This window comes from Chryseobacterium sp. CP-77 (assembly GCF_036362765.1).
Taxonomy (GTDB): Bacteria; Bacteroidota; Bacteroidia; order Flavobacteriales; family Weeksellaceae; genus Chryseobacterium; species Chryseobacterium cupriresistens.
Window position 1 is genome coordinate 30,838 of record NZ_CP143637.1, and the last position, 22,645, is coordinate 53,482.

At 37.5% G+C, this 22,645-nt stretch carries 21 protein-coding genes; 14 read left to right on the top strand and 7 right to left on the bottom strand.

Annotation, left to right across the window (positions count from 1 at the left end; all coding sequences use genetic code 11):
* Positions 1-2: 2 nt before the first annotated feature.
* The 9 genes from V0410_RS00115 (at position 3) to guaA (ending at position 10,308) form a co-directional block, all read left to right on the top strand.
* Entirely contained in the window at positions 3-521 is a 519-nt protein-coding gene (locus V0410_RS00115; RefSeq protein ID WP_330745796.1) for a nuclear transport factor 2 family protein, read from the top strand.
* Entirely contained in the window at positions 521-1,939 is a 1,419-nt protein-coding gene (locus V0410_RS00120; protein WP_330745797.1) for an MFS transporter, read from the top strand. The genes V0410_RS00115 and V0410_RS00120 overlap by 1 nt, the downstream gene beginning before the upstream one ends.
* Before the next feature lie 394 nt (positions 1,940-2,333).
* Entirely contained in the window at positions 2,334-3,062 is a 729-nt protein-coding gene (locus tag V0410_RS00125; protein ID WP_330745798.1) for a pirin family protein, read from the top strand.
* 38 nt (positions 3,063-3,100) lie between these two features.
* Positions 3,101-3,652, top strand: a complete 552-nt coding sequence (locus V0410_RS00130; protein ID WP_110009353.1) for an NADPH-dependent FMN reductase — start codon at positions 3,101-3,103, stop codon at positions 3,650-3,652.
* A 308-nt stretch (positions 3,653-3,960) separates the two neighbouring features.
* Positions 3,961-4,953: a phosphoribosylformylglycinamidine cyclo-ligase gene (gene purM, locus V0410_RS00135; protein ID WP_330745799.1), complete on the top strand. Its 993-nt coding sequence runs from the start codon at positions 3,961-3,963 to the stop codon at positions 4,951-4,953.
* Positions 4,954-5,027: 74 nt separating this feature from the next.
* Positions 5,028-5,591 carry a phosphoribosylglycinamide formyltransferase gene (gene purN / locus V0410_RS00140; RefSeq protein WP_330745800.1) on the top strand — a complete coding sequence of 188 codons (564 nt, stop codon included), beginning with the start codon at positions 5,028-5,030 and terminating at the stop codon, positions 5,589-5,591.
* Positions 5,592-5,767: 176 nt separating this feature from the next.
* Positions 5,768-7,285: a bifunctional phosphoribosylaminoimidazolecarboxamide formyltransferase/IMP cyclohydrolase gene (gene purH / locus V0410_RS00145; RefSeq protein WP_202843950.1), complete on the top strand. Its 1,518-nt coding sequence runs from the start codon at positions 5,768-5,770 to the stop codon at positions 7,283-7,285.
* A gap of 89 nt (positions 7,286-7,374) precedes the next feature.
* Entirely contained in the window at positions 7,375-8,613 is a 1,239-nt protein-coding gene (gene purD, locus V0410_RS00150) for a phosphoribosylamine--glycine ligase (RefSeq protein WP_137904208.1), read from the top strand.
* Between the two features lie 165 nt (positions 8,614-8,778).
* A complete protein-coding gene (guaA, locus tag V0410_RS00155) occupies positions 8,779-10,308 on the top strand; it encodes a glutamine-hydrolyzing GMP synthase (protein ID WP_330745801.1) in 1,530 nt (509 codons plus the stop codon).
* A gap of 623 nt (positions 10,309-10,931) precedes the next feature.
* Here the strand turns inward: guaA and V0410_RS00160 are convergent.
* Entirely contained in the window at positions 10,932-11,258 is a 327-nt protein-coding gene (locus V0410_RS00160) for a hypothetical protein (RefSeq protein WP_330745802.1), read from the bottom strand.
* Between the two features lie 90 nt (positions 11,259-11,348).
* Between V0410_RS00160 and V0410_RS00165 the strand changes: the two genes are divergently transcribed.
* Complete coding sequence (locus tag V0410_RS00165; RefSeq protein WP_062670801.1) at positions 11,349-12,851, top strand: carbon-nitrogen hydrolase family protein; 1,503 nt, start codon at positions 11,349-11,351, stop codon at positions 12,849-12,851.
* A 62-nt stretch (positions 12,852-12,913) separates the two neighbouring features.
* Here the strand turns inward: V0410_RS00165 and V0410_RS00170 are convergent, their stop codons facing one another.
* The gene (locus tag V0410_RS00170) at positions 12,914-13,558 is read right to left on the bottom strand and encodes a hypothetical protein (RefSeq protein ID WP_330745803.1); all 645 of its coding nucleotides are present in this window, start codon (positions 13,556-13,558) and stop codon (positions 12,914-12,916) included.
* A 150-nt stretch (positions 13,559-13,708) separates the two neighbouring features.
* Positions 13,709-13,873, bottom strand: coding sequence for a hypothetical protein (locus V0410_RS00175; RefSeq protein WP_167497813.1), 165 nt, complete (start codon positions 13,871-13,873; stop codon positions 13,709-13,711).
* Between the two features lie 212 nt (positions 13,874-14,085).
* Here V0410_RS00175 and V0410_RS00180 point away from each other — a divergent pair, with 212 nt between their 5' ends.
* The 3 genes from V0410_RS00180 (at position 14,086) to V0410_RS00190 (ending at position 17,875) form a co-directional block, all read left to right on the top strand.
* Positions 14,086-15,732: an ABC1 kinase family protein gene (locus V0410_RS00180; protein WP_330745804.1), complete on the top strand. Its 1,647-nt coding sequence runs from the start codon at positions 14,086-14,088 to the stop codon at positions 15,730-15,732.
* Positions 15,733-15,854: 122 nt separating this feature from the next.
* Positions 15,855-16,364 carry a hypothetical protein gene (locus V0410_RS00185; RefSeq protein WP_330745805.1) on the top strand — a complete coding sequence of 170 codons (510 nt, stop codon included), beginning with the start codon at positions 15,855-15,857 and terminating at the stop codon, positions 16,362-16,364.
* Between the two features lie 158 nt (positions 16,365-16,522).
* Entirely contained in the window at positions 16,523-17,875 is a 1,353-nt protein-coding gene (locus tag V0410_RS00190; protein WP_330745806.1) for a DEAD/DEAH box helicase, read from the top strand.
* 82 nt (positions 17,876-17,957) lie between these two features.
* Here the strand turns inward: V0410_RS00190 and V0410_RS00195 are convergent, their stop codons facing one another.
* The 4 genes from V0410_RS00195 to V0410_RS00210 form a co-directional block, all read right to left on the bottom strand.
* Positions 17,958-18,614 carry a GDSL-type esterase/lipase family protein gene (locus V0410_RS00195; RefSeq protein WP_330745807.1) on the bottom strand — a complete coding sequence of 219 codons (657 nt, stop codon included), beginning with the start codon at positions 18,612-18,614 and terminating at the stop codon, positions 17,958-17,960.
* 63 nt (positions 18,615-18,677) lie between these two features.
* Complete coding sequence (locus V0410_RS00200) at positions 18,678-19,139, bottom strand: lipocalin family protein (RefSeq protein ID WP_110009340.1); 462 nt, start codon at positions 19,137-19,139, stop codon at positions 18,678-18,680.
* 252 nt (positions 19,140-19,391) lie between these two features.
* A complete protein-coding gene (locus tag V0410_RS00205) occupies positions 19,392-20,555 on the bottom strand; it encodes an iron-containing alcohol dehydrogenase (RefSeq protein ID WP_330745808.1) in 1,164 nt (387 codons plus the stop codon).
* Between the two features lie 151 nt (positions 20,556-20,706).
* Positions 20,707-21,108, bottom strand: a complete 402-nt coding sequence (locus V0410_RS00210; protein WP_330745809.1) for a winged helix-turn-helix transcriptional regulator — start codon at positions 21,106-21,108, stop codon at positions 20,707-20,709.
* A 102-nt stretch (positions 21,109-21,210) separates the two neighbouring features.
* Between V0410_RS00210 and lpdA the strand changes: the two genes are divergently transcribed.
* The gene (lpdA, locus tag V0410_RS00215) at positions 21,211-22,611 is read left to right on the top strand and encodes a dihydrolipoyl dehydrogenase (protein WP_330745810.1); all 1,401 of its coding nucleotides are present in this window, start codon (positions 21,211-21,213) and stop codon (positions 22,609-22,611) included.
* Positions 22,612-22,645 lie beyond the last annotated feature (34 nt).

Below are 22,645 nucleotides of genomic sequence, written 5' to 3' on the forward strand. Positions count from 1 at the left end.
ATATGAAAAAATTAACGACTGCTTATACACTCATCCTTTTTTTACTGGGATTTTCTTTACTTACGGCACAGTCGAAAATCGGATTTGAAAAAGAAAAATCGGAAATCAGTACCATGCTTGATACCTTCAATGCAATGGCGGCAAAAGCAGATTACAATGCGTATTTTAACCTATTTGCGGATGAATCTACCTTCATCGGAACAGATGCTACCGAAATCTGGGATAAAAAAGCATTTATGGTGTGGGCAAAACCTTATTTTGACAAAAAGAAAACCTGGAATTTTAAAGCCCTTAAAAGAAATATTTACTTCAGCAAAGACGGAAAACTGGCATGGTTTGATGAATTACTGGATACCCAGATGAAGATCTGCAGAGGCTCGGGAGTGGTAGAGAAAATCAACGGAAGCTGGAAGGTTAAGCAATATGTTCTTTCTGTGACAGTGCCGAATGAGGTGGTAGATAAAGTGGTTATTGAAAAAGCACCTATTGAAGATGCATTAATTCAAAAACTGAAGTTGTAATGGCAATAATGATGAGGAAATATGATACTGGGAAGGTAGGAAAAAGGAAAAAACCAGACCTATCCATGCTCCAGATTATCAATATGAGCATGGGATTCCTGGGAATTCAAATGGCATTCGGATTACAAAATGGAAATGCAAGCCGTATTCTGGGGAATTTAGGAGCAGATGTTCACGAATTATCCTGGTTCTGGCTGGTAGCTCCCATTACAGGTCTGATTGTCCAGCCTATCATCGGTCACATGGGAGACAATACCTGGAGTCCGTTGGGAAGAAGAAAACCTTATTTCCTGATTGGAGCTGTCCTGTGTGCAATAGGGTTGGTTTTACTTCCGAATGCAGCTTCTGTTACTCAGATGTTTGCGGCCAATGCGCTTTTGTTAGCCGTAATATTTCTGGCCATGATGGATGCTTCGGTGAATATTGCAATGGAGCCATTCAGAGCTTTGGTAGGAGATATGCTTCCCAAACATCAAGGTACGATAGGATTTTCTGTACAAACAATTCTGATTGGAATCGGAGCAGTACTAGGCTCTTATCTGCCGGATTGGTTAACAAAAATGGGAATTTCCAACGAAGCACCAGCAGGATTTGTAGCAGATAATGTCATTTATTCTTTTTATATCGGTGCGGGATTGCTTATCATATCAATTCTATACACCATCATGACAACCAGAGAATATTCCCCACAGGAATTTGCTGATTTTGAAGATGGAAAAGAAGTAGAAAAACATGAGTCTAAGTTTTCAGATATTTTCAAAGACTTTGCAGCGATTCCTTTGCAGATGAAAAAACTGGGAATTGTTCAGTTTTTCTCGTGGTTTGCCTTATTTACCATGTGGGTTTTCACAACCAGTGCACTGGCAACTCATCATTTTGGTCTTTCTCCTGAAGATACCCATTCCAAAGCATTTAACGATGCTGGTGACCTTACCGGAAAGCTTTTCGGAATGTACAATCTCTGGGCGATTCCGTTTGCATTTCTGCTGACTCCAATAGCAAAAATGATTGGTAAAAAGCAGACTCATGCTTTAGCCTTATTGTGTGGAGGTTTGGGACTGGTTTCCATGTATTTCATTAAAGATGTCAACAATTTATGGATCTCAATGATCGGATTAGGCTTTGCCTGGGCAAGTATTTTAGCAATGCCTTATGCAATGCTTATTGAGGTGATTCCACAACGGAAAATGGGCGTTTATATGGGAATATTTAATTTCTTTATTGTGATTCCGCAGATCATCAATGGTTTGTTCGGAGGTCCTATCGTAAGCGGGATTTTCGGAAAACAGGCGATGGATTATGTTGTGGTAGGAGGCGTTTGCATGCTGATCGGAGCCGTAGTAACCATGATTTTTGTGAAATCTGAAGATGAAACTCCAAAGGAAATTGAAGAAGAAATCAAGCAGGTGCATTTTTAAAATTAAATAATTTTAAATATCAATAGGAGCGGGCTTTAGCCCGCTTTTCCTATAAGCACTCATCAATGGCTTTAGCCAAAACTTACATCAATAATGGGATACTACAATCTCCCACAGATTTTCATAAATAACACAGATGTTTGCATTTATACAATTGGTTCAATCCATCAATCTTTAGAAGAAAAAATATTTGACATAAAATTTTACCGCAGATAAAATCCTTGCGCCGTAAAAACATATCAAATGCAAAAAAAATTGCGTCTTTGCGTAATCCAACCTAGCCTATATTTTCACTTTTTGACCCTTTTTACTTCTCCAAATTTCCTTTCTTAACCTACATCAACTTTTTAAACGTTCACATCCCGTACATTTGTACCATAAATAATCACAGAAAATGAAAACAGTATATCATAAAGCAGATTCAAGAGGCCATGCCAATCACGGATGGTTAAATTCTTACCATACATTCAGTTTTGCCAACTATCAAAACAGAGACAGAACAAATTTTGGCGTTTTAAGAGTATTGAACGATGACACCGTTTCTCAGGGAATGGGCTTCGGAACACACCCGCACAGAGATATGGAAATTATATCCATTCCTCTGGAAGGCGATCTGGAGCATAAAGACTCCATGGGGACCACGGCAGTGATCAGAAAAGGAGAAATTCAGGTGATGAGTGCCGGAACCGGTGTTATGCACAGCGAATACAATAAAAATAAAGATGAAGAAGTAAAATTCCTTCAGATCTGGGTGTTCCCAAAAGAACAGAATGTTGAACCGAGATACGATCAGAAAAGTATCAAAGAAGGGGAAAAAATCAATGGATTCCAGCAGATTTTATCTCCCGATAAAAATGATGACGGAGTTTGGATTCATCAGGATGCCTGGTTCAATCTGGCCAACTTTAAAAAAGGAAATGGCAAAAACTATATGCTCAACAAAAAAGGAAACGGAGTGTATGCATTTGTATTAAAAGGAAGTGTAAAAATCGGAGACCGCGTTCTGAACGAAAGAGACGGATTAGGAATCTGGGATACTCAGAGCTTTAATATCGAAGCCGTGGAAGACACTGAAGTATTATTAATGGAAGTCCCAATGGAACTGCCGTCTTATCTTAAATAAAAGACTAAATTTGTAATTTTAAAAAATAAACCTCACCTATGAAAATTTTAGCAATAGCAGGAAGTAATTCAGAAGTTTCAATGAACAAGCAGTTGGTAGCCTATGCATCAACTTTATTTGAAAATGCAGACGTAGAAGTGATCGATTTGAATCCTTTCGAAATGCCAATCTATAAACATGAAAGAGAATTAGCGGGCGGTGTTCCTCAGGAAGCTCATGATTTCGCAGCAAAAATTGACGGTGCTGATGTATTACTGGTTTCTTTGGGAGAGCACAACGGAACGTATTCTACAGCATTCAAAAATGTGTTCGACTGGGTATCCAGAATCAAAGACAGAACAGTTTGGAACGAAGTACCAATGCTATTGATGTCTACATCTCCGGGCGGTAGAGGTGGAGCAGGTGTTTTGGAAGCAGCATCAAAGCGTTTCCCTTTCCACGGAGGAAATGTGGTGGAAACTTTTTCACTTCCTTTCTTTAATGATAACTTTGATAAAGCCGCTCAGAAAATTTCTAATGAAGAGAAAGACAGCGAGTTAAAAGAAAAAATTAAGAAGATTGCAGCCATTGAAACAATCCTTGAAAAATAGAATTTGAATATTCATTTAAAATTACTATTTTTGCAAAAAGAAAAGAGATGAAAATTCAGACCTCCTATAAACAATGTTTTTCTCATAAAGGGAAAGTTGTGGGCTCTGAAATTCTGAGATAAAATAACGGCCGATAATCTGAAAAGATTGTCGGCTTTTTTGTTTTCTAAAATCGAGTATAAAAGTAATTATTAAAATAAAATGTATCAATATACTAATGTACCAGTTTACCAATTCTCCGGTTTCCAAAGTGAAGCTATTGTTACATTGCTAAACTGATATATTGTTACATTATTAAATTATTAAACATGAGCAACACTTACAAATCAGCAGGAGTAGACAAAGAAGAAGGATACAAAACGGTTGACAAGATCAAAAAAGCGGTCGGTGAAACCCACAATTCCAATGTACTGAACCACTTGGGAAGTTTTGGTGCTTTCTATGAAATCGGTGGATACAAAAATCCGGTTCTTGTATCAGGAACAGATGGAGTAGGAACAAAGCTGAAAGTAGCTTTAGATACTAAAAAATATGATTCTATCGGGGTAGATTGCTTCGCAATGTGTGCCAACGATATTCTTTGTCACGGTGCTAAACCTTTATTCTTCTTAGATTATCTGGCTTGTGGAAAGCTGGATTCAGAGATCGCTGCAGAAATCGTTTTAGGAATGGTTGCTGCTTGTAAGGATAACAACTGTGCACTGATTGGCGGTGAAACTGCTGAAATGCCAGGGATGTACCAGCCTGGAGATTATGATGTTGCAGGATTCTGTGTAGGAATCGTAGAAAAAGACCAGATCATTGACGGTTCTAAGATCAAAGCTGGTAACAAAATTATTGCATTGCCAAGCTCAGGATTCCACTCAAACGGATTCTCTTTAGTAAGAAAAGTATTCCCGGATTTTGAAGAGGAGTTTGAAGGAAAACCATTATATGAAACACTTCTGGTTCCTACAAGACTATACTACAAAGATATTCACAAAGTATTGGAAGAAGTAAGAGTAGAAGGAATTGCCCACATTACAGGAGGTGGTCTTTACGAAAACGTTCCTAGAATTATTCCGGAAGGACTTTGTGCTTCTATTGACGAAACAAAAATCAGAATTCCTAGTGTGATGCTTGAACTTGAAAAAAGAGGTGGAGTGGCACGTGAAGAAATGCACGGAACATTCAATATGGGTGTAGGAATGGTAATTGTTGTAGATGCAGAACATGCTGAAAAAGTATTACACCTTTTAGATGACGCTTACGAAATCGGTGAAATCACTGAAGGAGCAGAGAAAATCAATTTGAAATTTTAAATGACATCAGATTTCAGATCTTAGATATCGGACGTAAGTCTGTAATCTTTAATCTGACATCTAACATCTGAATAATGAAGAATATCGTTGTACTCGTATCCGGTTCAGGAACCAATCTGCAGAGAATCATTGACACTATTGACTCAGGAGAAATCCAGAATGCAAAAGTAACTCTGGTGGTAGCAGACAGAGAATGTTTCGGACTGGAAAGAGCAAAGAATCACAATATAGAAAACATACTGATTCCGAGAGGAAAGAACTTCAGCAGTGAGTTGGCTAAAGTAATCCCTGAAAATACAGATTTAATCGTATTGGCAGGATTCTTATCCATCTTAAAATCTGAATTCTGTGAAAACTGGAATGGTAAAATAATCAATATTCACCCGGCTTTGCTTCCGAAATTCGGAGGAAAAGGAATGTGGGGGATGAACGTTCACAATGCAGTTATTGAAGCCAAAGAAGTAGAGAGTGGGGCAACTGTACATTTTGTGACACCAGGGATTGATGAAGGAGAAGCTATTCTTCAGAAGTCTTTCGAAGTAACCGCAGAGGATACTCCTGAAACGCTGGCTCAGAAAGTTCACCAGATTGAATATGAAATATTCCCAGTCGCGATCAATAAGGTCCTGGGAAATTAATAAATATAACCAATGTACCAGTGTACCAATTTACCAATGTTAAAGGTATTGTTACATTGCTAGACTGATACATTGCTGCATTAGCAAATAATCTAAGTAAAATAAAAGTAAGTTCGGAGGTGAAAGACCCGGACACAGTTTGAAATAGCTGTAAAAAGTAAAAAATTGAAAGTAAAATGAGTAAAAAGAGAGTTTTAATCAGTGTTTCTGACAAAAGTGGATTAATTGAATTCGCGCAGTTTTTGGAAGCTCAGAATTATGAGTTGATTTCTACAGGAGGAACGTTCAAACATTTGAAAGACGCTGGTTTAAATCCTATTCAGATTGATGAGGTTACCAATTTCCCTGAAATGTTGGATGGAAGAGTGAAAACTCTACACCCGAAAGTTCACGGTGGATTGCTGGCTGTTCGTAACAATGAAGAGCACATGAAAACCGTTCAGGAACACGGAATTGGTCTGATTGACATGGTGATCGTAAATCTTTATCCTTTCTTTGAAAATGTAAACAAAGACATTTCTTTACATGAAAAAGTAGAGTTTATCGATATCGGAGGTCCTTCAATGCTTCGTTCTGCAGCGAAAAACTTTGATTCTGTAACGGTAATCACTGATGTGGAAGACTATGCAGCAGTGAAAATTGAAATGGAGCAAAACGGTGATACATACATCGAAACCCGTAAAAAACTTGCAGGAAAAGTATTCAACCTTACCTCTGCGTATGATGCGGCTATTTCCAGAATGCTTTTAGATGAAGAATATCCTACTTACCTGAATGCTTCTTATAAAAAAGTAGCAGATCTAAGATATGGAGAGAATCCTCACCAGACAGCAGCTTACTACGTTTCTACTTTCGAAAACGGAGCAATGAAAGATTTCGAGCAGCTTGGAGGTAAAGAACTTTCTTTCAACAATCTTCGTGATATGGACCTTTGCTGGAAAGTGGTAACGGAGTTCAAAGAAGAAATGGCTTGTTGTGCCGTAAAACACTCTACCCCTTGTGGCGTTGCGATCGGAACTTCAGCTTTGGAAACGTATCAGAAAACTTTCGAATGTGATCCGGTTTCCATCTTTGGCGGAATTGTTGCAATGAACTATACAATTGATGCAGCTACAGCTGAAGAATTAAATAAAACTTTCCTTGAAATTGTAATGGCTCCTGAATTTGATGAAGAAGCCCTTGAAATTTTAAGAAAAAAGAAAAACCTGAGAATCATCAAAATCGTAAACCCTGTTTCAGACAAACAGACCTGGGTGAAAGTAGACGGAGGTATCCTTGTTCAGGATAATGACCTTCACTTCTCAGATGATATCAAAGTGGTAACTGAAGTACAGCCTACAGAAGAACAGAAAAAAGCATTACTTTTCTCTCAGAGAGTCGTAAAATATGTGAAGTCAAACGCGATTGTAGTTTCCAACGGAATTCAGGCATTCGGTATCGGGGGCGGTCAGGTAAACAGAATCTGGGCAACTCAGCAGGCTATCGAAAGAGCAAAAGAAAAATTCTCCGGAGATTTAGTACTGGCTTCAGATGCATTTTTCCCTTTCCGTGATGTGGTAGATTTCTGCGCTCAGGAAGGTATCAAGGCGATTATTCAGCCGGGTGGAAGTGTAAAAGATCAGGATAGTATAGAGGCTGCCAACGAGCACAAAATCCCGATGATGTTTACAGGTGTCAGACACTTTTTCCACTAATTAAAATAGAATTAAAAAATAATTAGGGATTGTATTTTTAGCATTCAAAATTATATATTTGTAAAATAAGACTAGATAATAAATAAAGTATGAGAATATTAATCATAGGTGAAGGCGGTAGAGAATCTGCTTTAGCGGCAAAGCTTCAGAATGACCCAAGAATTTCTAAAATGTTTTTTGCCAACGGGAATGCTACTACCGATGTAATAGGGAAAAATGTTCATTTATCAGAAATCAAAGAACTTAGAGATTTCGCGATTAAAGAAAAAATTGATCTTACGATCGTAGGTCCTGAAGCTCCTCTTGTAGCGGGTATCAAGGACGAATTTAAAAAGCATGATCTTAAAGTTTTCGGGCCTACTCAGAAAGTAGCGAGCCTGGAAGGAAGTAAAGCTTTCTCTAAGAAATTTATGCAGACCTATGATATCAAAACAGCTAAGGCTGTCGTATTTGATTCATACAATGATGCTAAAGAATATGTGCAGACACAGCAGTATCCTTTGGTAATCAAAGCTAGTGGTTTAGCAGGCGGAAAAGGGGTGGTTATCTGTGACAACCTTGAAGAAGCTGAAGCTACAATCCACGATTTCATGATCAGAAGAATCTATGGTGATGCCGGTATTCGTTTAGTTATTGAAGAATATTTACAAGGTTTTGAAGCTTCAATCATTGCTTTCTCTAACGGGGAAAAATTGTTCCCTTGTGTAGCGGCAAAAGATTATAAAAAAGCTGGAAACGGAGATACAGGACCTAATACGGGAGGTATGGGTTCAGTAGCGCCAAGCCCGGAATTTACTCAGGAGCACTACGCAGATTTTGAGAAAAATATTCTGGAACCTACTGTTAAAGGTCTTAAAGCTGAAGGTTTCGGATTTAAAGGAATCATCTTCTTCGGATTGATGGTGACGAAAAACGGAGCTTACCTTCTTGAATACAACATGAGATTCGGAGATCCTGAAACTCAGGTGTTGATGGCATTAATGGAAAACAATCTTTTAGATGTTATCCAGGACTGTATGGAAGGGAAAGACATTGAGCTTAAGTTTAAAGACGAAAAAGCAGTTTGCCTTGTTATGTGTTCAGGAGGGTATCCGAGAAATATCGAAATAGGTTTCGAAATTACAGGAGAAGACAAACTGAAACATAGTAAACTTTTATATGCAGGAGCAGTCACGAAAGGTGATAAAGTGGTTTCCAATGGCGGTAGAGTACTGAACATTGTGGCTACAGGAGCTACCTACGAAGATGCCCGCAAAAAAGTTTACGAAGATGCAGCGCACGTACATTTCGATTACGGCTTCTACAGAGAAGACATCGGAAAGTTTTAATAAAAATCGCGAAAAAAGATTTGGAGTCATTCCAAGTCTTTTTTTGTAAAACAGTTAAGTAAGCGATAAGCTTTAGGCTAGAGGCAATATGTGCAGTATAGAAAGCTTATAGCATGAAGCCTATAGCTTAAAGCTTTTAATTTAATCATTTATCAATTATCAAAAATGAACAACGGTATTATTATTTTAGATTTCGGATCCCAGTACAACCAGCTTATCGGAAGAAGAATCCGTGAGATGGGTGTGTACTCTGAAATCTTGCCTTACAATACACCATTACAAGATATTTTAGCAAAACAGCCAAAAGGGATCATCCTTTCCGGTGGACCAAGTTCTGTAAATGCAGAAAATGCCCACCTGGTTGAAAAAGAATTATATGAGCAGGGAGTTCCTGTATTGGGAATCTGCTACGGAATGCAGATGACGGCTCACCTTTTAGGAGGAAAAGTAAACAAAGGAGAGAAAGGAGAATACGGTAAAGCCAATTTAGAGATCGTTAAAGAAAGCTCTTTATTAAAAGGGGTAACTCAGAACTCTGTCGTTTGGATGAGCCACTTTGATGAAGTAGGAGAATTGCCTGCAGGTTTTGAATTAAATGCAAAATCAGGCGTAATTGCTTCTATCTCCAATGAAGATAAAAAAATCTTCTGCGTTCAGTTCCACCCGGAAGTTTCTCATACAGAAGAAGGTGGAAAGATGCTTGAAAATTTTGTTTTCGGAATCTGTAACTCAGAGAAAAACTGGAAACTGACTAACTATATCGAAAAAACAGTTGAGGAAATCCGTGAGAAAGTAGGAGATAACAAAGTAATCCTTGGACTTTCAGGAGGTGTAGATTCTTCTGTAGCCGCTGTTTTGATCCACAAAGCCATCGGTGATCAGTTAACTTGTATCTTCGTAGATACGGGATTATTGAGAAAGGATGAAGGGAAAAAAGTAATGGATCAGTATGGAGAGCATTTCCATATGAACATTAAAATGGTAGATGCTAAAGAAAGATTCCTTTCAAAACTAGCCGGAGTAGACGATCCTGAAGCGAAGAGAAAAATCATCGGAAACGAATTCATCCACGTATTTGACGAAGAATCTCATAAAATTGAGGGCGCTAAGTTCTTAGCTCAGGGAACCATTTATCCTGACGTAATTGAAAGCCAGTCTGTCAACGGACCATCTGCAGTAATCAAGTCTCACCACAACGTTGGAGGACTTCCTGAAGATATGGAATTCGAGTTATTGGAGCCTTTAAGAGAGCTTTTCAAGGACGAAGTAAGAAAAGTAGGAGAAGAATTGGGTATTCCTCATCACCTGGTATACAGACACCCTTTCCCTGGTCCTGGATTAGGAATCAGAGTATTGGGAGCGGTAGATGCTGAGAAAGTAAGAATCCTTCAGGAAGCTGATGATATCTTCATCGAAGAATTATACAAAAATGACCTTTACGAAAAAGTATCTCAGGCATTTGTAGTCCTTCTTCCTGTAAAATCTGTAGGAGTAATGGGTGACGAAAGAACTTACGAATACACAGCGGTAGTTCGTTCTGCTAACACCATCGATTTCATGACAGCAACATGGAGCAGACTTCCTTACGAGTTCCTGGATACCGTTTCCAGCAGAATCATCAACGAAGTAAGAGGAATCAACAGAGTAGCTTACGATATTTCAAGCAAACCGCCTGCAACGATTGAGTGGGAATAATTTTTAACTTGAATTTACTTATATAAATCCTGCCCGCTTTGGGTGGGATTTTTTCGTTAAAACTGTTTTAATGAAAAAACGATCAATAAGATATTTAAAGCAATTAATAAGCAATATATCAGCTTGAAGAGTATATGTTTATGGAAAATGACATAACTTGTTAACATAGTACCTATTAAATAAAAGTAAATAAAACTTTTTGCTTCCTGGGGTTTTATTTCAGATGCTGAAAACAAGTTTAAATTATGCGAAACATTGACTAATGTATCAGCATAAAAGATTCTTAAAATAAACATAATGGTGACGCTTATGAGTAAAATTACTGCGTATGGTTTCATTAGCTAATAAAAAATTTAATGTAATCATTTTAGTCCGATAAAAAGTATAAATACATTGGAAATATCAATACTCATATCATGAATTAACAGGTCGCTCCTCCGTAGCTTTATTTTTATGAGAACTTCTTTTTTCTATTAACAACAGATCCCGATGGGATCAAATCCAGCTCTACTAGGAGCGACCTGTTAATTACGCTTTAATTTTAATCGGATAAGAATGATTTTTAATTTACATTGTAAAAATAAAAATCTTCAGCAGAAAAAACATTCAGGTTTTCCATAAAATCAAAATAAAGCATTATAAATATCAGGATCTACAGTCAAATATGAATTAGATAGTGTATCGACAATAATGTATTCTATATCATGAAATGTATGCAGGATATTTTTTACCTGTAAAGCATATAGCTTTTCTATAAAAATCAGAGGATAATTCAGACAGATATATCCCACAGTTTTATTTCCCAAATTCAGAATAGCAATTTTTTCTGTTTCCTTTTCTATATCAGTGTGATAAGGAAATGAAAGTACCTCGATTACAGAACTGAAATCAGAATGTTTCCAGTAATTATTTGAGTGAACTGCTGCTTGTAAAGTTTCGGTGATATCCACTGTTAAATTTTGTATAAATAGTTGGGGAAGTACTTATCTATAGGGATTTAAGTAAAATATTTTCACTAAATTTAAGTAAAATTACATCAAATGCAAATAGAAACAAGAAACCTGACCCTTCAGGATTATGATGAACTGGCGGAAACGATGAAAAGGGCCTACCCACAGATGTCGGAGTCTATATGGTCCAAAAAAAGTATTGATAAACTGACCAAAATATTCCCTAACGGACAAATTTGTATCACGGTTGATGGAAAACTCGCTGCTGTAGCGCTTTCCATTATCGTCAATTATGAAGAATTCGGGGACGATCATACCTATAGTGATATTACAGGAAATTATACATTCAATACCCATACTTCAACGGGGAATGTTCTCTATGGAATTGAAGTTTTTGTAGATCCTGAGTTTCGTGAGTTACGTTTGGGAAGAAGGCTTTACGATGCACGAAAAGAACTTTGTGAGTTATTAAACCTGAAATCGATTATTCTTGGAGGCAGAATCCCCAATTATCACAAATACAGCCACGAACTTTCTGCAAGAAATTATATCCGGAAAGTAAGAGATAAAGAGATCTATGATCCGGTATTGTCTTTCCAGCTTTCCAATAATTTTCTTCCGATAAAAATCCTGAAAAAATATCTTCCGGAAGATGAAGCTTCCAGAGAAAATGCAGTTCTTTTGCAATGGAACAATATTTATTACAGCAGAAAACCGAATACCATGCAGGACAGCATTATCCGTCTCGGATTGGTGCAATGGCAGATGAGGCATTTTAAAGATATTGAAGCTTTTTACGAGCAGGTAGAATTCTTTGTAAACGTAATGGGAGATTACAAATCTGATTTTGTCCTTTTCCCGGAGCTGTTCAACACACCTTTGCTGGCACCCTTCAATAATCTTTCCGAAAGGGACAGTATGATAGAACTGGCTAAGCTGACAGAGGAAATTAAAGAAAAAATTTCAGAGCTGGCCATCAGTTACAACGTCAATATTATTTCGGGAAGTATGCCTGTTTTTGAAAATAATGAACTGTACAACGTAAGCTATCTTCTTCACCGTGACGGCCGTATGGATGAATATAGAAAAATTCATATTACTCCGAATGAAAAGAGATATTATGGAATGAAAGGCGGAAATGAAATCAAAGTTTTTGATACCGACTGCGGAAAAATAGGTCTTGTCATCTGCTATGACGTGGAATTTCCGGAGTTACCAAGAATTCTGGCCGATCAGGGAATGAAAATTCTGTTTGTTCCTTATCTTACAGACACTCAGAATGCGTATATGAGAGTGCGCCACTGTGCCGCAGCAAGAGCCATTGAAAATGAATGTTACGTTGCCATTGCCGGTTGCGTAGGAAACCTTCCGAAGGTCAATAATATGGATATTCAGTTCGGACAGGCTGCCGTATTTACCCCTTCAGATTTTGCCTTCCCATCCAATGCCGTGAAAGGAGAAGCAACTCCCAATACAGAAATGACCCTGATTGTGGATGTAGATCTGAACCTCCTGAAAGATCTCCATCACAACGGTTCTGTTCAGGTTATGAAAGACCGTAGAAAAGACCTTTACGAAACTTATCTTAAATAATAAAACTTCGGGGCGGCTCCTATGGAGCCGCCCCGAAGTTTTAAGTATTAACACAAACTGAATTATCCTTTCTTAACAGATTCCCTGATTAAATCCTGGTTGTTTTTATACACTTCATATTGCTCAGGACTTAGTACCTTTTTAAAATCTTTATCCAGTGCTTTAAAATCACTGATGATAACCTTTTTTGCCTTATTGCTGTCAGCATCTTCAGGACCTGCATTTTTCTTGTTGAGACGCTTTCCAAAATCTTTCTGAACCTTCTGTACTCCTTTAAAGTTGATCTCATAGGCCTGCTCAACCTGTCTTTCAGTCAGATCCAGAATAGGGATCATAATCAATGTTCTGAAAAGAGCAATCTTTTCTGCTCTGTCTTGTTTTACAATTGCCATCTGCTCAGGAGTAAGGATCTGTTCCATCGCCTGATGACGTTGGGCAATGATGCCTACAAATTCGTCAGCAATAATTTTGTTGTTTTCAGGGCTGTTATTGTTACCGGCTTTGTTATCAAGAGCAATAAGTGCATCTGCTGTAGTATTATTGATCTCTACAACTTTATTCACCTGCGACTCTGTAAGTCCCAAATAACTCATTTCTTTTGTGGCTACTTCGGCAATAGAACGAGCTGATGCTACCTGAGCTTTTATTTGTGTTGTAAACAGAACTGCCGATACAATAAGACCAGCTGAAATAATTTTTTTTAACATAGTGTTGTATTTAAATATTATAAATTTTTTTTGTTCTTCCAGATAGAAATAATGTGCCAGAAATTGAGGTACGTAGGCATTTTTTAGGGCAAAAAAAATACCCGAAGAATATTTCTTCGGGTACTGTATAATTCTGTATAAAATCTGATCTTACATATACTGAGGGCATACTACAGCAGGGCAGATCAGTCCAGGACATTTTGGTCTTCCGTCTGTAGGGCAGCATTGGTTTGAGCAGTTTCCGATAATGATTCCGCTTCCTGCAATTCCTTTTAATTGCTCTCTTGAAAGTTTGTTGTTACGTAAATTTTTCATGTTCTAATACTTTTGATTTGTTTTAATTTGTACGTTGTAAATATATTAATTTTTACAATATATGATGTGTTTTTATTGATATTGGTGTATTTTATTCTTTAAAATGCTGATTATGTGTTGTTATTTTTAATTTTATTTGTTGGCGTTGTTGTCATAATTGTTTTCATAAAGGAACAATTTTTGGAGTAAATTGCACCTACTATTGATACACTATGTTTGATAAACCTCAAAGAAAACTGAAAAGATCCGCAAGACTGATTTCCGTACTCAGTAAATATGGATTCAAAGATCTTCTGGCCAGAATGAACGGGAATAAGCAGGAAGAAACTTCCGGTCATTCAGATGAAATCATCTCAAAAGGAACCGTTTACGAAAGAATTAGACTGGCTCTTGAAGAGCTGGGGCCTACCTTTGTAAAATTGGGTCAGACATTCAGTAACAGGGAAGATTTATTGCCGCCGGAAATGATCCAGGAACTGCAGAAACTTCAGGACAAAGTGGAAACAGTAGATATGAATGTGGAGGAAGCACTGGAAAGTGAATTTAATATTTCCGTGAAAGACTATTTCCGTGAAATTCAGAAAAAACCTTTGGCTACAGCTTCTATTGCTCAGGTTTACAAAGCTGTTCTGCTGGATGGCAGCCCTGTGATTTTAAAATTGAGAAAACCCGATGTACAGTCCGTCATTGAAGATGATTTACTGTTGATTAAAGATATTGAAAAACTGATATCCGCTTATTCGGAAATAGGAGAAAAACTGAATCTGAAACAGGCCATTTCTACCTTTGAAAAATCTTTACTGGAAGAAGTTTCTTTGATCAATGAAAAAAACAATATCCAGCAGTTCCGTGTGAATTTCAAGAACAATAAAGAAACTTATGTTCCCAAAGTGTACGAAGAATTTTCCAACAACAATATTCTTTGTATGGAATTTATCGATGGGATCAAAGTAACCGACAAATCTGTTTTGCTGGCCAATGGTATTGATCCTGTAAAAGTTTCGGAAGAAGGACTAAGGCTTTTTGTATCGCAGATTTTAGATTATGGATTTTTCCATGCCGATCCTCATGCCGGAAATATTCTGGTAAAAAAAGATGGCAGAATTGTTTTCATTGATTTTGGAGCGGTAGGGAAAATTCAGCCAAACGATAAAGAAATTCTTGAAAATCTTATTGTCAGTTTTGTTGCTAAAAATTCGCATAAAATAGTCCGTTCACTCAAAAAAATGGCCATAAGCTATGAAATTCCGGACGAAAGACGCTTTGAAAATGATGTGGAAGAAATTCTGAATTTTGTACACAGTTCATCATTACAGGACATTAATGTACAGGTAATCATCAATAAGATGAAAGACATTTTAAAAGACAACAGGCTTTATATGCCGGATTATTTCTATCTTCTGTTCAAAGGAATCAGCCTGATAGAAGGAGTGGGAAGGAGCATTAATCCTGATCTTGATATTGTTAAAAGTCTTCATCCTTACACCAAAAAGATTTTTACCAAGAAAATCAGCCCTAAAAATCTTTTAAAAACAGGGATGGACCGTATGATGAATTTCACGGATAATGTAGATGAAATTCCGAAAGAACTTCGTTCCGTTCTTCAAAAACTGGATGATAATAAATTCACTGTTTCCAGCGAAATCAAAAATATAGAGAAGACCAACCAGCTCATCAAATCCAGTGTCATCAATCTGATTCTGGCCATGGTTTTAGGAGCGAATATCATTGCCACGGCTATCGTTTTTTCCTCAGAATCCGGACCAAGAATCGGAGAACTGTCGTTAGTTGCAGTTCTAGGTTTTATTTTTTCAATTCTTTTAGTCATTATCCTTCTGCTAAGAGTAACCAGAAAATAAAAAGGAAGTTGACTTTGAACTGGAAGAATGTATAAACGCAAATCCCACACCTCGTAACCCGCAACCCGAATCCCGCCACCCCGTAACTCCAATCCCGCCACCCCGTATTTAAACCAAAAACAATGAAAACACTTATTATAACATCCATCACCTTATTCAGTTCACTTTGTATGGCTCAACAAGGAAATGAAGAAAAACTTCAGGGAGATTTTGACGGAAACGGAACAAAAGAATACGTTTACACAAAAGTCACCGACTGTGGCGACGAATGTGAAGGAAAGTGTGAAACCACCATTTATTTCAGCGATAAAAATATACAGCCGATCACTATTACTCCTGCAAACCAGGGAAGTCTGTATAACTTAGGAGATCTTAATGGTGACGGAAAAGAAGAGATCGGTTTTTATCCCAATTGGTGCACCAGCTGCTGGCATCCGTTCTATGTGTACACTTTAGGTAAAACGGGTTGGAAGCCATTATTGCCTTCTATCTCAACCCATTGTAATCAGTGGGAAGAAGATCAGTTTCCTATTAAAAAAGATCCGAAAAAGAAAGGATATGTTATTGTTACCTCCAGCAAATGGGAAGATGATGATATTAAAATCAGTAGTAAGAGTGTAAAAGTGAACTGATTACAATCGCTTGAGGCTGGAAGAGGGAAGGAAATGACCTGTGTTAATACATTAATCTGTTTCATTGTACATTCAAAAAATTAAAAGAACGCTTGATAATCTTCCAGCTTCAGACTTCGTGCTTCCATACTACAAAATTAAATACCTATCTTTGCAAAATGGAAAAACTCACTTTTGCGGATTTTGACCTTCCGGTTAAAATTCTCGATGTTTTAGCGGATCTGGAATTATTTGAACCTACTCCAATTCAGGAGAAGAGCTTAAAGCCTATACTTTCGGGAAGAGATGTAATGGGAATTGCGCAGACAGGAACCGGGAAAACATTAGCTTATCTTTTACCTGTTCTTAAAACATGGAAATACAGCAAGACAGGAAATCCAACTGTTTTGGTGCTTGTTCCTACAAGAGAACTGGTGGTACAGGTAACAGAAATCCTTGAAAAACTGACAGAAAATATTACGGCAAGAGTAATCGGAATATACGGTGGAAAAAATATCAATACTCAAAAACTATTGTTTAATGATGGTTGTGATATTCTGGTAGGAACACCGGGACGAGTGATGGATCTTTCCATAGACAACGCAATTTCTCTGAAAGAAGTTCAGAAGCTGATCATCGATGAGTTTGATGAGATGCTTAACCTTGGTTTCAGACCACAGCTTACCCACATTTTTGAAATGATGAAGGAGAAGAGACAGAATATTCTTTTCTCTGCAACCATGACGGAAGCGGTAGACGAAATGCTGGATGTTTATTTTGCCAATCCGATTGAAATTTCATTGGCTAAATCAGGAACACCACTTGAGAAAATCGAGCAGATTGGTTACAAAGTAGAAAACTTTAATACCAAGATCAATTTACTGGAGCATTTGCTTAAAAGTGATGCAGATATGTCCAAAGTATTGATATTCAATAACAATAAAAGACATGCAGACCTTCTCTTTACTAAAATCGATGAGCTTTTCCCTGAACAGTTTGATGTGATTCACTCTAATAAATCGCAGAATTACAGACTGAAAGCGATGAAGAGGTTTGAGAACGAAGAGATCAGAGGTTTGATTACTACAGATGTCATGGCAAGAGGTCTCGATATCTCGAACATTACACACGTCATCAATTTTGAAACACCTGATATTCCGGAGCAGTATATCCACAGAATCGGGAGAACAGGTAGAGCAGACAAAGAAGGGAAAGCTTTGGTTTTTGTAACAAAAAAAGAAGAACCTTTGCTTCTTGATATTGAACTGTTGATGGATAAGGAATTGAAATTTAATGAATTCCCTGAGGAAGTTAAAATCAATCCTAAAAAGATTGCTGCCGAAGAAGATCAGGTAGTTATGAAAAATCCTGTACAGGTAAAACTGAACGAAGGAGGAGGAGCTTTCCACGAGAAAAAGGCTAAAAATACCAAAGAGAACTGGGGTGGTCCTTCCAAAAGAAAAGCTCCTAAGAAGTTTGGAGCCAACAGAGCGCAGCAGAAGGCAAAATCCAAATCGAAAAGAAAGAAATAAAATAAAAAAACGATTCCAATTTCAGGAATCGTTTTTTATTTTTAATCGAATTTGATATTATTGTTTTTATCATGGATTGAGCTTACTTCATATAAGGAGTGATCACCTCAGCCCAGATTTTATATCCTTCCGGCTTAAAATGAAGCATGTCTTCCACAAAAATATCTTTTCTTACATTTCCGTTAGCATCTTCCATTGCCTTGGTAACATCAATAAATTCTGCGTTTGGTTCCTTTTTCATAAAAGCAGCAATTTTTTTATTGGCAACTTTCATCTGTGGCCAGATCACTTCTCGGCTCGGCGAATATTTGATGGAGATATAATCTACTTCAATATCAGGAAACCGCTCACGGATTTTTTTGTAGAAAGCTTTGAACCGGTCAACGACTACTTTGGCTTTTAGCTTATGATTATCTGCAAAATCATTTTCACCACAGTAAATGATGATCTGTTTGGGCTGATAAGGCGCTAAAAGGTCATTCGCAAAATCATTAAGATCTGTAAGTCTGGATCCTCCAAACCCTCTGTTAATGATTGTTTTACCAGGAAAATAATCTGCTACATCAGTCCACTTTGTGAATGATGAGCTTCCGATAAATAAAATAGCATCCTTTTGAGGCGGGTTTTGCTGGTCCAGCTTTTTAAACTCCTGGATGTCCTGCCAGAACATCGGTTTTTTCTCCTGTGAAAAGGCAATAGCAAAATACAGCAATAGAAATGCTGATAGAATCTTCTTCATTATATTCAGTTTTAAATTAGATATAAAAGTAATAAAAAACTCCCGATTAGCGGGAGTTATAATTTATCTTTTGTAGGTAACGTAAGGTACATCCGGTATTTTATCTCCATCCATATCAAAGATTCCTGACTGCTGGGCAAGTTTAAGATCTTTGGCTGTCAGAATATCAATTCTGTAGTTTACTGATCCTTCATCACCAAGTTTAATTCCAATGATTTTTGAATCGGCATCGTAGGTAAATGTTCCTTCAGTTTTTGGCGATGGGGTACAGTCTGCACCTTCTCCCGTATACGCTGTATAGCTTACATAATAATCTGTTCTGAAGAAAAGAGTATTTTTAGCTGCACATCCTGTTAAAGTTTCAGTATAAAGCACTGTTTTATTATCTTTTCCGGAAATTACTTCCCTTTTAACTTCCTTCCAATCTCCCTTCATGATTTCCATATCATAAGCTTCGAGATTGTCATCTTTACAAGAAGTAAGCGCCAAGGCAGAAAAGGCAAATAAAAGTAGCTGTTTTTTCATTTTCACAAATTTAAGAATATGCTAAAATATAAATAAATTTGAAATATATGTAATGAAATAATGAATTTTTAAACGAATGTTTGTAAATTAAATAATTTTATGAATGCCGCGATACGAGATACGAGTTTTGGGTTATATATTTTCAACTTGAAAATGAATATAAACATTTTCGTTTTACTACAAACCCATTCACCCAAATCTCGAAATAGCGTAGCTCAAACCTGGTACCGCGAATCCCGCACCCCGAATCCCTTAATAGCTCATCTCTACAATCTTATAAGCATCCTGCGGAGTCAGTTTTTTATATTCTCCAAGGCCTAGCCAGTTTCTGTCTGTAAAGGCTTTTTCAACCTTTTCAGCGGTTCCTTTAAAGTCCTCCGTATATTCAGAAAGCTTGGTTTTGATATGAAGACTGTGGAAAAATTCTTCCAGTTTTTTAATGCCCAGTTCAGCCTTTTCCTCTACACTTCCGTCTTTGATTCCCCAAACTCTTTCAGCATACTGAGCCAGTTTTCCTTTTTTATCTTCAAAGTTGTAACGGTAATGGGATGGAGCAATAATGGCCAGTGTTCTTGCATGATCAATTCCGAAATAAGCGGTCAGCTCATGTCCCATTGCATGCACGGCCCAGTCTGTAATAACTCCTTTCTGGATCAATCCGTTTAACGCCATGGTACAGCACCACATAAAGTTTCCTGCAGCATCGTAGTTGAAATCATCAGCCAATACTTTTGGAGCCGTTTCCTGCAGGCTGATCAGGATGCTTTCTGCAATTCTTTCCTGAAGGTCGGCAGAAGAAGGAGCAGTCATATATTGTTCCAATACGTGAGTATAGGCATCTGTGATTCCGTTCACAATCTGATTTTTTGGAATAGATCTTATTACTTCCGGATCCAGTACAGAAAATTGTGGGAAAAGTCCCGGTCCTCCTGAAGATAATTTCTCATGGGTTTCCCTTCTGGAGATCACATACCCGGAATTCATTTCTGATCCCGTTGCAGGCAGTGTTAAAATACTTCCGAAAGGCATTCCTTCTCCTTCAAAAGTTCTTACCGATTTTCTCAGGATATCCCATGGCTCACCGTCATAATTGGCTGCTGCAGAAAGGAATTTTGTACCATCAATGACAGATCCGCCGCCTACAGCAAGAAGGTAAGTAATGTTTTTCTCTTTAATAAAGCTTAAAGCATTGATCAGAACTTCATATTCAGGGTTGGCAGGAACTCCGCCAAACTCGTATAATTCATGATCTTTTAAAGCCTCTTTTACCTGATCGTAAACACCATTGTTTTTGATGCTTCCGCCACCATAAATCATTAATATTCTTGCGTCTTGAGGAATTTCTTTGGAAATTTTAGCGATTTCGCCTTTCCCGAAAAGTATTTTTGTAGGGTTTTTAAACTCGAAATTAAGCATTGTTCTAAATTTATTTAAGTCAAATTTACGGAATGAAAAAAGAAAAGTAGGTTAATGAAATTTTAAAATTGCTATTATTCCATTTTATGAAAGCTATTGCTTTCAGCTTTTCCGATTCCTATTTCCGATTCTCTTGTAACATGTATTATGTCTAAGAAGAAAGAAAGGCCTTTGCTCTTTTTATAAAAGCTTCCTTATCCTTTTTAATCTCGTCCAGCAATTTTTTCCGGTCATCAGGAATCGTAAGATACTGATCACCCCAAAGATTGATTTCAACGATTACAGGAATCAGGTCAATTCCTTTCTGAGTCAGAAAATAAAGAATCTTCAGCTTACTGTCCGGATGTTTTTTTTTATCAATGATTCCATGGTCCAAAAGGTTTTGAAGTCTTGCAGCCAGAATATTTGTTGCAATTTTTTCATCAGCTTTGAGGAAGTCTCCGTAAGTACATTCCTTTTTCAGCATGAGATCTCTTATGATCAACAGAGACCATTTGTCTCCCCACATTTCAAGTGAGCAGCTGATGGGGCAGTCTGATCTTTTTTTACTCATTTTGTTAATTTAAAAAAAATAATACTTGCAAATTGAAAGTGTTTGATTTAAATTTGCTTTTGTTTTGCAAGTAAATTTAATCATAAAAAATTAATAAATCAAATGGATCATTATGACATTGCCGTAATCGGCTCAGGACCCGGCGGATATGTAGCGGCAATACGAAGCGCTCAGCTGGGATATAAAACCGTGATTATCGAGAAATATGATACTCTGGGAGGAACATGTACCAATGTGGGCTGTATTCCGACTAAAGCTTTATTGGACAGTACACATCATTATTCAGAAGCACAGCATCAATTCAATGAACATGGGATTAAGCTGGATCATATAGAACTGGACTTTTCTCAGATGTACAGAAGAAAAGCAGATGTAGTTTCAAAAAATACAGGAGGCCTGGATTTTTTAATGAGTAAAAATAATATTACAAGATTACAGGGAACGGCTGGATTTATCAATAATTCTACCATCAGAGTTGTAAACGGATCTGAAGTTAAAGAAATAACTGCCCGAAATTATATCATTGCTACAGGCTCAAAACCATCAACTATTCCAGGAGTAGAGATTGATAAAAAAAGAATTATTACGTCTACAGAAGCATTGTCATTAAAGGAAAAACCGGGATCTATGGTAATCATAGGCGGGGGAGTAATCGGGGTGGAAATGGCTTCTATTTTCAACCGCATCGGAACGAAAGTCACTATCCTTGAATATGCTGATCATCTGATCACTGCTATGGATCATGAATTGGGGAAAAGCCTTCAGAAAATCCTGAAAAAAGGAGGTATTGATATCCGCCTTAATCATGCAGTGTATAAAACCGAGAATACCGGATCTGCTGCTAAAGTGTTTTTTAAAGATAAAAACGGAACAGAAGGTGAGCTGGAAGCAGATTATGTATTGGTAGCGGTGGGAAGAAGTCCTTATGTAAAAGATTTGGGTCTTGAAAATACAGCAGTACAGCTGGACGAAAGAGGGTTTATTAAAGTAAATGAAAATAATCAGACATCAGTGCCTGCTATCTATGCAATAGGAGATGTTATTGGTGGAGCAATGCTGGCTCACAAAGCTGAGGAAGAAGGCGTTTTTGTGGCGGAAACAATCAATGGACAAAAACGTCATATTCATTATAACCGTATTCCTTCAGTGGTGTATACCTGGCCGGAAGTAGCTTCAGTAGGCTACACCGAAGAATATCTGAAACAAAATAACATTGCGTACAATGTAGGGAAATTTCCATTTTCTGCCAGTGCAAGAGCCCGTGCTTCAATGGATATGGAAGGTTTTGCGAAAGTTTTGGTGGACCCGAAATATGGCGAAGTGCTGGGAGTTCACATCATTGGAGCCAGAGCTGCCGATTTGATTGCACAGGGTGTCATAGCTCAGGAATATGAAGTGACCGCCGAGGATATGTTCCGTATTTCCTATGCGCACCCAACCTATTCCGAAACGTTGAAGGAAGCTTACCTGATTGCCTCCGGACAAGGCGCCATTAATATATAAAGAAGTCATGCTAAAATTTAAACCATTAAGATCT

Coding starts and splice junctions, on each gene's coding strand:
- V0410_RS00115 (WP_330745796.1), top strand. CDS start 3: ATGAAAAAATTAACGACTGCTTATACACTCATCCTTTTTTTACTGGGA.
- V0410_RS00120 (WP_330745797.1), top strand. CDS start 521: ATGGCAATAATGATGAGGAAATATGATACTGGGAAGGTAGGAAAAAGG.
- V0410_RS00125 (WP_330745798.1), top strand. CDS start 2,334: ATGAAAACAGTATATCATAAAGCAGATTCAAGAGGCCATGCCAATCAC.
- V0410_RS00130 (WP_110009353.1), top strand. CDS start 3,101: ATGAAAATTTTAGCAATAGCAGGAAGTAATTCAGAAGTTTCAATGAAC.
- purM (WP_330745799.1), top strand. CDS start 3,961: ATGAGCAACACTTACAAATCAGCAGGAGTAGACAAAGAAGAAGGATAC.
- purN (WP_330745800.1), top strand. CDS start 5,028: ATGAAGAATATCGTTGTACTCGTATCCGGTTCAGGAACCAATCTGCAG.
- purH (WP_202843950.1), top strand. CDS start 5,768: ATGAGTAAAAAGAGAGTTTTAATCAGTGTTTCTGACAAAAGTGGATTA.
- purD (WP_137904208.1), top strand. CDS start 7,375: ATGAGAATATTAATCATAGGTGAAGGCGGTAGAGAATCTGCTTTAGCG.
- guaA (WP_330745801.1), top strand. CDS start 8,779: ATGAACAACGGTATTATTATTTTAGATTTCGGATCCCAGTACAACCAG.
- V0410_RS00165 (WP_062670801.1), top strand. CDS start 11,349: ATGCAAATAGAAACAAGAAACCTGACCCTTCAGGATTATGATGAACTG.
- V0410_RS00170 (WP_330745803.1), bottom strand. CDS start 13,558: ATGTTAAAAAAAATTATTTCAGCTGGTCTTATTGTATCGGCAGTTCTG.
- V0410_RS00175 (WP_167497813.1), bottom strand. CDS start 13,873: ATGAAAAATTTACGTAACAACAAACTTTCAAGAGAGCAATTAAAAGGA.
- V0410_RS00180 (WP_330745804.1), top strand. CDS start 14,086: ATGTTTGATAAACCTCAAAGAAAACTGAAAAGATCCGCAAGACTGATT.
- V0410_RS00185 (WP_330745805.1), top strand. CDS start 15,855: ATGAAAACACTTATTATAACATCCATCACCTTATTCAGTTCACTTTGT.
- V0410_RS00190 (WP_330745806.1), top strand. CDS start 16,523: ATGGAAAAACTCACTTTTGCGGATTTTGACCTTCCGGTTAAAATTCTC.
- V0410_RS00195 (WP_330745807.1), bottom strand. CDS start 18,614: ATGAAGAAGATTCTATCAGCATTTCTATTGCTGTATTTTGCTATTGCC.
- V0410_RS00200 (WP_110009340.1), bottom strand. CDS start 19,139: ATGAAAAAACAGCTACTTTTATTTGCCTTTTCTGCCTTGGCGCTTACT.
- V0410_RS00205 (WP_330745808.1), bottom strand. CDS start 20,555: ATGCTTAATTTCGAGTTTAAAAACCCTACAAAAATACTTTTCGGGAAA.
- V0410_RS00210 (WP_330745809.1), bottom strand. CDS start 21,108: ATGAGTAAAAAAAGATCAGACTGCCCCATCAGCTGCTCACTTGAAATG.
- lpdA (WP_330745810.1), top strand. CDS start 21,211: ATGGATCATTATGACATTGCCGTAATCGGCTCAGGACCCGGCGGATAT.